At 71.2% G+C, this 9,164-nt stretch carries 8 protein-coding genes; 4 read left to right on the plus strand and 4 right to left on the minus strand.

Annotated features, from left to right (window positions below; translation table 11 throughout):
• Positions 1 to 97 precede the first annotated feature (97 nt).
• Both VGI02_RS07960 and argG read left to right on the plus strand, forming a co-directional pair.
• Positions 98 to 1,957: an acyl-CoA dehydrogenase gene (locus VGI02_RS07960; protein WP_331626763.1), complete on the plus strand. Its 1,860-nt coding sequence runs from the start codon at positions 98 to 100 to the stop codon at positions 1,955 to 1,957.
• A gap of 155 nt (positions 1,958 to 2,112) precedes the next feature.
• Positions 2,113 to 3,528 carry an argininosuccinate synthase gene (argG, locus tag VGI02_RS07965; protein WP_331626765.1) on the plus strand — a complete coding sequence of 472 codons (1,416 nt, stop codon included), beginning with the start codon at positions 2,113 to 2,115 and terminating at the stop codon, positions 3,526 to 3,528.
• 68 nt (positions 3,529 to 3,596) lie between these two features.
• On the opposite strand, the gene VGI02_RS07970 is transcribed toward argG, so the two are convergent.
• From VGI02_RS07970 to VGI02_RS07985, 4 genes are all read right to left on the minus strand, one after another.
• Positions 3,597 to 5,537, minus strand: coding sequence for a VanW family protein (locus tag VGI02_RS07970; protein WP_331626766.1), 1,941 nt, complete (start codon positions 5,535 to 5,537; stop codon positions 3,597 to 3,599).
• Positions 5,534 to 5,860, minus strand: a complete 327-nt coding sequence (locus VGI02_RS07975) for a GroES family chaperonin (protein ID WP_331626767.1) — start codon at positions 5,858 to 5,860, stop codon at positions 5,534 to 5,536. Before VGI02_RS07975 ends, VGI02_RS07970 begins: the two co-directional genes overlap by 4 nt.
• A 229-nt stretch (positions 5,861 to 6,089) precedes the next feature.
• On the minus strand, positions 6,090 to 7,280 hold the full coding sequence (locus VGI02_RS07980; RefSeq protein WP_331626769.1) for an ATP-binding protein: 1,191 nt from the start codon (positions 7,278 to 7,280) through the stop codon (positions 6,090 to 6,092).
• A 221-nt stretch (positions 7,281 to 7,501) separates the two neighbouring features.
• Positions 7,502 to 8,173 carry a TetR/AcrR family transcriptional regulator gene (locus VGI02_RS07985; RefSeq protein ID WP_331626770.1) on the minus strand — a complete coding sequence of 224 codons (672 nt, stop codon included), beginning with the start codon at positions 8,171 to 8,173 and terminating at the stop codon, positions 7,502 to 7,504.
• Positions 8,174 to 8,267: 94 nt separating this feature from the next.
• Here VGI02_RS07985 and VGI02_RS07990 point away from each other — a divergent pair, with 94 nt between their 5' ends.
• Both VGI02_RS07990 and VGI02_RS07995 read left to right on the plus strand, forming a co-directional pair.
• Positions 8,268 to 8,816, plus strand: coding sequence for an SCP2 sterol-binding domain-containing protein (locus VGI02_RS07990; protein WP_331626771.1), 549 nt, complete (start codon positions 8,268 to 8,270; stop codon positions 8,814 to 8,816).
• A 36-nt stretch (positions 8,817 to 8,852) separates the two neighbouring features.
• Positions 8,853 to 9,164 (plus strand): acyl-CoA dehydrogenase family protein (locus VGI02_RS07995; protein WP_331626772.1); only part of this gene is annotated, 312 nt, incomplete at its 3' end.

The following is a 9,164-nucleotide window of genomic DNA, read 5'->3' on the forward strand; positions in this document are numbered from 1 at the left end:
AGGGTTACCACCCGGTAATACTCTGGAGTTACCCGCCGGTACGACCGGCTCGCGCGCCCGGGCCGGGCGCCGACCTTCGAGACGGAGCGAGATCCGGATGAGTCACTACCGCGCCAACGTCCGCGACATCGAGTTCAACCTCTTCGAGCTCCTCCGCGTCCAGGAGCACTTCGGGACCGGCCCGTTCGCCGAGACCGACGAGGAGACCGCGCGCGCCCTGCTCCACGAGGCCGCCGCGCTCGCGGAGGGGCCGCTCGCGGCGTCCTACGTCTCCGGTGACCGGAACCCGGTCCGCTTCGACCCGCAGACCCACACCGCGCACCTCGACGAGGGCATCAAGCGCTCCTACCGCGCGATGTGGGACGCCGAGTGGTGGCGCCTCTCGGCCGACAACGCCCTCGGCGGGATGGGCGTGCCGCCCTCGGTGCAGTGGTCGGCCGCGGAGATGATCCTCGGCGCGAACGCTCCGGTGTTCATGTACATGACCGGCCCGAACTTCGCCTCGGTGATCTACCGCAACGGCACCGAGCAGCAGAAGCGCTGGGCCCAGATGATGGTCGACCGTGCGTGGAGCGCGACGATGGTGCTCACCGAGCCCGACGCCGGCTCGGACGTGGGCGCCGGCCGGACGAAGGCCAGGGACAACGGCGACGGCACCTGGTCGATCGAGGGCGTCAAGCGCTTCATCACCTCGGCCGACTCCGACGACCTCGTCGAGAACATCATGCACCTGGTGCTCGCCCGCCCCGAGGGCGCGAAGCCGGGCACCAAGGGCCTCTCGCTCTTCCTCGTGCCGAAGTTCCACTTCGACCCGGAGACCGGCCAGCCCGGTGAGCGCAACGGCGCGTTCGTCACCAACGTCGAGCACAAGATGGGGCTCAACGCCTCCGCCACCTGTGAGCTGACGTTCGGCGGGAACGGCGTCCAGGCCACCGGCTTCCTGCTCGGCGAGGTGCACGACGGCATCGCGCAGATGTTCCAGGTCATCGAGTACGCCCGGATGATGGTGGGCACGAAGGCCATCGGCACCCTCTCGACCGGCTACCTCAACGCCCTCGACTACGCCAAGGAGCGCATCCAGGGCGCCGACCTGACCCAGCAGACGAACAAGGCCGCCCCGCGCGTGCCGATCACGAACCACCCCGACGTGCGCCGCGCGCTCATGACGCAGAAGGCCTACGCCGAGGGACTGCGCGCGGTCTACGCGTTCACCGCGACCTACCAGGACACGGTGCGCCTCGGCGAGGCCCCGGACGCCGTCGCCGGCGCGGTGTCGGCCGAGGACGTGGCCCTGGCGGAGAAGGTGAACGACCTGCTCCTGCCGATCGTGAAGGGCGTCGGCTCCGAGCGCGCCTACGAGAAGCTCACCGAGGCGCTCCAGACCCTGGGCGGCTCGGGGTACCTGCAGGACTACCCCATCGAGCAGTACATCCGTGACGCCAAGATCGACTCGCTCTACGAGGGCACCACGGCGATCCAGTCCCAGGACTTCTTCTTCCGCAAGATCGTCAAGGACAACGGCCAGGCCCTCATGCACGTCGCCGGCCTCGTCCAGGGCTTCCTGGAGAGCGAGGGCGGCAACGGCAGGCTGAAGGAGGAGCGCGCGTTCCTCGCGACCGCCCTCGGCGACGTCCAGGCGATGCTCGGCACGATGATCGGCTACCTGACCTCCTCGCAGGAGGACGTCACCAGCCTCTACAAGGTCGGCCAGCACGCGGTCCGGTTCCTGCTCAGCGTCGGCGACATGCTCATCGGCTACCTGCTGCTGCGCGGCGCCGAGGTCGCCATCGACGCGCTCGACGGCGGCGCCTCGACGAAGGACACCGCGTTCTACGAGGGCAAGATCGCCGTGGCGCGGTTCTTCGCGAAGAACGTCCTGCCGGAGCTGACCGCCCGGCGGGCGATCGTCGACGGCGCGGACAACTCGATCATGGATCTGGACGTCGCCTCGTTCTGACCCGTTGCCGTCGTCGTCCGGCCGCTCGTCGTCCGGCCGCTCCCGGTTCGGAACGAACGACTCGTTCGTGCATATAGAAGCCACGAACGAGTCGTTCGTTCCGCCGGGGTGGGTGATCCCCGGGTCACAGCGACCGGGCAGATAGGTTTCCCCGCGTGTCGAAGGTGCTGACCAGTCTCCCTGCCGGCGAGCGAATCGGGATCGCGTTCTCCGGAGGCCTGGACACCTCCGTCGCGGTCGCCTGGATGCGCGAGCGCGGAGCCGTGCCCTGCGCCTACTCGGCCGACCTCGGGCAGTACGACGAGGACGACATGGCCTCGCTGCCCGACCGGGCGAAGCAGTACGGGGCCGAGATCGCGCGGTTGGTCGACTGCCGCGGCCCGCTGGTCGAGGAGGGCCTGGTCGCGCTGATGTGCGGCGCCTTCCACATCCGCTCCGGCAGCAGGCCCTACTTCAACACCACCCCGCTCGGGCGCGCGGTCACCGGCACGCTGCTGGTGCGCGCGATGCACTCCGACGACGTGTCGATCTGGGGCGACGGCTCGACCTACAAGGGCAACGACATCGAGCGGTTCTACCGCTACGGCCTGCTCGCGAACCCGAACCTGCGAATCTACAAGCCCTGGCTCGACGCCGCGTTCGTCGACGAGCTCGGCGGGCGCGCGGAGATGTCCCAGTGGCTCACCGAGCGGGATCTCCCCTACCGGGCCAGCCAGGAGAAGGCGTACTCCACGGACGCCAACATCTGGGGCGCCACCCACGAGGCCAAGACCCTCGAGCACCTCGACGAGTCCCTCGAGATCGTCGAACCGATCATGGGTGTCCGGTTCTGGGACCAGGCCGTCGCGATCGAGCCCGAGGACGTGACGGTCCGGTTCGAGCAGGGCTACCCGGTGGCGATCAACGGGGTGCGGTTCGACGACCGCGTCGCGCTCGTGATGGAGGCGAACGCGGTCGGCGGGCGCCACGGCCTCGGGATGTCCGACCAGATCGAGAACCGGATCATCGAGGCCAAGAGCCGGGGCATCTACGAGGCGCCGGGGATGGCGCTGCTGTTCATCGCCTACGAGCGCCTGGTCAACGCGATCCACAACGAGGACACGATCGCGAACTACCACCAGGAGGGTCGCCGCCTCGGCCGGCTGCTCTACGAGGGCCGCTGGCTCGACCCGCAGTCGATCATGCTCAGGGAGAGCCTCACCCGCTGGGTCGCCGCCATGGTGACCGGCGAGGTGACGCTGCGCCTGCGCCGCGGCGAGGACTACTCGATCCTGCGCACCTCGGGCCCGAACCTGTCCTACCACCCCGCCAAACTCTCGATGGAGCGGACCGAGGACGCCGCCTTCGGCCCGGTCGATCGGATCGGCCAGCTGACGATGCGCAACCTCGACATCGCCGACTCGCGCGAGAAGCTCGAGCAGTACGCGGCCATGGGCCAGCTCACCGGCCAGGCGGTGTTCATCGGCGAGATCGAGCAGGGACGCGCGGGCCAGATCGCCGGCCGCGGCGACCAGGAGGCCGTCGACGAGACCGCCCTCGACCGCGCCGCGATGGAGTCCGGGACCGACTAGGTGGCTCCGCCTCGTGAGCACTTTCGGGGGCTATAGCCCCAGAAAGTGCTCACGAGGCCGGAGGCCACCTACTTGTCGCACTTGATCTCGGGCTCCGGGTTGTAGCGCACGGTCCGCGGCTCGGACTTCGTCTCGCCGGTCTTCACGTCCTTCAGAGTCCGCGTGGTGGAGATCGTGAAGCCGTCCACGCCCTTGGAGGGCTTGCACTTCGGGTTGCCGGCGAGGTTCCGCACCCCCGCGGGCACCGGGTTCGTCCGATCCCCGCTCTGCGAGGTGACGTCGAACCGCTTCTGCCCGAGGATCTGGACCTTGATCGACGACGGGGTCCAGATGGTGCGGAGGAGGATCGGCGCGGGCCCGTCGTTGCGGAACTTGAGGTCGATCGCACCCTCGAACACCGTCGCCTCGCGGCCGGCCGGGTAGCGGCTGATCCAGTAGCTGTGCTCCTTGTGCTCGACCTCGTCGAGCCCCGCGAAGTACGTCGCGTTGTAGAGCGTCGTCGCGAACTGCGAGATGCCGCCGCCGACGCCGCGGGCGGGCACGCCGTCCTCGATGATCCCGGCGTCGACGTAGCCCTGGCTCGCGTCGCGGGGGCCGGTGAAGCCGTTGAGGCTGAACGTGTCGCCGGGCTTCACCGTCGCGCCGTTGACCTGCTCGGCGACGCGCTTGATGTTCTGACCCGAGTCCGTGGCGAAGCCGTTGGTCTGGAACTCGCCGATGACCGTGGCCGGACCGATGGCCTGCAGCGACTCGGTGGTGACCTTGGGCGGCGTCGTCGTGTAGACCGCGTTGACCGCGCGGCCGGTCGCGGGCGGGGGCGCGGCGGGGGTGGCGCCGGGCGGGGTCGGCGGCGGTGTGAAGGTCGTGGGCGGGGCGGGGTCGCCCTGCTTGCCCAGCGTCTCGGTGAGGTCGGCGAAGGTCTTCGGGTAGTCGATCTGCCGGCCGGTGACCGCGGGGACGACGGTCGCGTTCGTGCCCTGGAAGGCGAACGTGGCGTCCTTCGGTTCGGCCTCGGTCGAGGAGAGGTCGCGGTCGACGACGGCCTGGGCGGTCGGCACGTCGACGCGCGGCCTCAGCCCGCCGGATCCGTCCGGGTCGAACTTGAGGAACGTGCCGATCTCGGTGGGGCTCAGCGTGGCGTTGCGCCCCGAGCCGACGACGTAGGCGGGGGCGGCCACCGCCGGCTGCGCGACGTCGCGCATCGCGCTGTCGATGCCGTCCTGGGTCACCGACACCGGCTGGGGCGTGACGGGCAGCGGGACCGGTGCGGGGTCGAGCCAGTGCTCGAGCACGACGGCGGGCGCGGCGGCGTTGTCGACGACGTGGCCCGGCGCGGAGGGCACCGGCACCGGACAGTCGCCGTCGAACCGGATGGTGCCCTCGACCGACGGCCGGTCGAGCTGCGGCCGCGCCCGGTCGATGGCCTGCCCGACCGCGACCGGGTTGCCCTTGCTGATCGGGGGGACCTCGCGGTCGCTGAAGAAGGACGAGAGCCGGGTGAACGGGTTGAGCGGCTGCTCACCCGCCTGGTCGATCGTGGCGTCCACGTCGAGGTCGAGGCCCGCCGCGCGGGGGTCGATGACGGCGGTGGCGGCGCCCGCGTCGGTGCCCGCGACGAGGGTGACGGGGCGGGAGACGCGCGGACCGAGGTCGCTGCGCAGCGCGTTCTCGGCAGCGAGCCGGTTCATGCCACCGATCTCGACGCCGCCCACGGTCACCCCGCGCGGCACGTCGGTCGCCGAAACGAGCAGGTCGACGACGTAGAACAGCACGAGCAGCCCGACGACGGCCCCGCTCCCGATCAGCAGCCGTTTCCGGGTGCGACCGTCCCCGCCGCCCTCGGTCGCGGGTGGCTCCTCCGGTCCGGGGACGGGCGGGATCTGCACCGTCGCCTCGGCGTCGGACTCCGTGCCCCGCTCGACGGCCCGCGATCGCGTGGCGTCCCGGTCGAACGGGTCGTCGTCGATCCGCGTGCCGCCCGGCGGGGTCGGATTCGGAGGAGTCGTCACAGGTAGAGCCCCGTCCCGCTCGTCGGCTCGATCTTCTCGCTGGCCACGGCGTGCAGGTCGCGCTCTCGCAGCACGACGTACGACGTGCCGTCGATCTCGACCTCGGCGTGGTCCTCGGGTCCGTAGAGGACGCGGTCCCCGATCCTGACCGTCCGGACGTGGTTCCCCGTGCCGTAGACCTCGCCCCACACGAGCCGCTTCGAGACCGACGCGGTCGAGGGGATGACGATGCCGCCGGTGCTGCGCCGTTCACCGTCACCGGGTGTCGGCGAGACGAGCACGCGATCGTGCAGCATCTGGATTTCCAGCCGGGGGTCCGACACGCCGGAATCGTACGGGGAGGTCGGATCGCCCGTTCCCGCCGGGCGCCCCGATCGGTGGACCGACCGGAGCAGGGCATGAAGAAGCCCCGTGGCTCTGCCAGGTCGGGGGTCCGGCAGCGCCACGGGGCTCATCAGGTGTGTCGTCCCCGGGCCGCCGTTCGTTACCCCGTCCCGGAGGTTCACTCGGACAGAGCAGATGTTCGTGTCGCCCGTACGCTCCGTGTCCGGTCTAGTGGCGCCCGAGCAGGAACCGGCCGAAGTGCGGCACGGTGAACGCGATCCAGCCGCGCTCGGCGGAGAACACCAGGCCCTTGCGGAGCAGGCTGTCCCGCGCCGGTGAGAGCGACGACGCGCGCTTGTCGAGGTGCTTCGCCAGGGTCGAGGTGAGCACCGCCTCGTCGGAGCCGTCGGCCAGCTCGGCCATGCCCTGGAGGTACTCGCGCTCGGCCGGGGTGGCGCGCTCGTAGCGCGAGCCGAAGAAGCCGACGGCGAGCTCGGCGCCCGCGTCGGGCGCCGCGACGCGCACGTCCCCGGCGTCGATCGGGCTCTGGACGGCCGCGTCCCAGGCCGCCTTGCCGTACGCCTGGACGAAGTACGGGTAGCCGCCCGAGACCTCGTAGAGCGCGTCGAGCGCCTCCTGGGTCAGCTTCGCGTCCTCCCGCTCGGCCGGGGCGGTGAGCGCGAAGTCGGCGTCGGCCCGGTCGAGCTGACCGATGCGCACGTAGCGGAACAGGCGTTCGGAATAGGACTTCGAGGCGGAGAGCACCGCGGGCAGGTGCGGCAGCCCGGCCCCGACCACGACGAGCGGCGCCCCGGACTGCGAGAGCTCGTGGCAGGCCGCGCACAGCGCCGAGACGTCCTCGGGCTGCAGGTCCTGCATCTCGTCGATGAGCAGGGCGACCCCGACCCCGACGTCCGCGGCGAGCTCGGCCACCACCCCGAACAGCTCGACCAGGTCGATCTCGATGTCCCCGGAGTCGGCGCGGCCGTGCTGCACCGGCGCGTCGATGCCGGGCTGCCAGCGGTCCTTGAGCTTGGCGTCGGCGGGGGTCGACCGGAGCGCGAACGCCTTGAGGACGCCGAGGGTCTCCTCGACCCGGTCCGGGGCGCGGTGCCGGACGGCGAGATCGCGGACCGCGCGGTGCAGCGCGGCGGCCAGCGGGCGGCGCAGGTCGGCGTCGGGACGCGCCTCGATCTTGCCGGCGCCCCAGCCCGCCCGGACCGCCATCGAGCGCAGCTCGCCGAGCAGCACGGTCTTGCCGACGCCGCGCAGCCCGGTGAGTACGAGGCTGCGTTCCGGACGTCCGCGCGCGACGCGCTCGAGCACGACGTCGAACGCCGTCAGCTCCTTGTCGCGGCCGGCCAGCTCGGGCGGGCGCTGCCCGGCGCCGGGAGCGAACGGGTTCCGCACCGGGTCCATGCCATCGGAGCGTATGGGCCTCTCTAGCGATCACCCGATACGTCGCGAGAAACCGCGATCGGCGTGTCGCCCGATCGGGCCGTCTCGCGCCGTCTAGCGATGGTGCTAGACGAACGGATACCGACCGATCGACCGTCCGATGGTCGTCGGGACCTCCTGGTCCCGGTGCCGGGCGCCCGGAGCCGTGACGTCCCGGTGATCACGGCCGAGGCGCGGTCCGGTCAGGCGGACGCTCGACGCAGCCGGTCGAGCCCCGGCCAGACCACGGCGGTGAGCATCCGCGCGAGGACGTCGGCCGGGGCCTCGTCGGTGGCGGGGTGGTCGGCGTTCCCGTCGGTCGAGCTCCGCTGCGCTCCGTCTCCCCCGCCCAGCCACCAGTCGGTGAGCCCCTCCGCGGCCCCGACCAGGGTGTGCGCGATCGGCTCCGCGGCCCGGACCGACCCGCCGAGCTCGGGAGCGAGCAGCTCGGCCGCGCGCCGGACGATCCCGCGCCGGGCGGCGTCGACCTGGCCGGCGAACTCCCCGGTCGAGGCCTGGCGGTAGAGCACCGTCCAGCCCTGGCGGTGCGTGGTCACCGCGTGGAAGAACGCGCGCAGGGCGCGGAACAACCGCGCCTCGCCGTCGTCGGGCCCGTTCTCGCCGCCTCCGGACCCGACGGCCGCCGTCATCGTCGTCATCAGGCGCTCGGCCTCGCGGGCCAGGCAGGCGGCGAACAGCTCGTCCTTGGTGCCGCCGTGGGCGTAGACCGACGGCTTGCTGACCCCGGCCCGGGCGGCGATCGCGTCCATCGAGGCGCCGTGCAGACCCTCCTCGGAGAACACCGCGATCGCGGCGTCGAGCACCTGCCGCCGCCGGACCTCCGGGGCGAGGCGGCGGCGTGCGGTCGGAGTCACGCTTGCATCCTATCTACTGGTGCGTAAAGTAGCGAATATTCGCGGGACCGGTGGTACCGGACACCGCGGGCCCATCCGCGACGACGATGCCGGAGTGAACGCCGTGGCCGAGAAGATCGACGTGAACGAGCTGGGTCGCAGCATCGACCTGAAGACGCTGTCCGAGGACGACGTCGTGGCGACGATGCGCGATGCGCTGGCCGAGCCCGAGGGTGCCGAGACCGTGGACGCCTCGGTGTTCGCGCGCCTCGTCAAGGGCGCGAGCAAGTCGCAGCTCGAGGCCCTCATGAACTCCGATGCGCGCCGCCCCGTGATCGACGCGATCTTCGGTCGGATGAGCGAGTTCTACTCGTCGGCGGGCGCCGGATCGAAGCGCCAGGTCGTGCACTGGCACGTCACCGGCGCGCCGGGTGGCGGTAGCGACGACTACCAGACCGCGATGCAGCACGGCACCTGCGTGGTCTCCACCAGCCTCGACGAGGACCCCCGCACCGAGCTGTTCATGAACGGCACGGAGTTCCTCAAGGTCGTCACGAACAACGCCAACCCGATCACCCTGTTCATGACCCGCAAGCTCAAGGTCTCCGGCGACGTCGGGTTCGCCACCGCCCTGCAGAAGATGTTCACCATCCCGTCGGCCTGATCCGGCGCGCGAGGAACGACGGAAGGAGCGCCACGCATGGCGTTCTCGATGGAACTGTCCGAGGACCACACCGACCTCCGGGACTGGGCCCACGGCTTCGCCGAGGAGGTCATCCGGCCCGCGGCGCCGGAGTGGGACGAGCGCGAGGAGACGCCGTGGCCGGTCCTGCAGGAGGCCGCGAAGATCGAGCTCTACAACTTCGAGACCCTCGCGTCCTTCTGGGGTGACGAGACCGGGCTGTCGCTGCCGATCGTCAACGAGGAGCTCTTCTGGGGCGACGGCGGCATCGGGATGGCGATCTTCGGGACCACCCTCGCCGTCGCGGGCATCTTCTCCTCGGGCACGCCC

This window comes from Actinomycetospora sp., assembly GCF_036497245.1.
Classification (GTDB): domain Bacteria; phylum Actinomycetota; class Actinomycetes; order Mycobacteriales; family Pseudonocardiaceae; genus Actinomycetospora.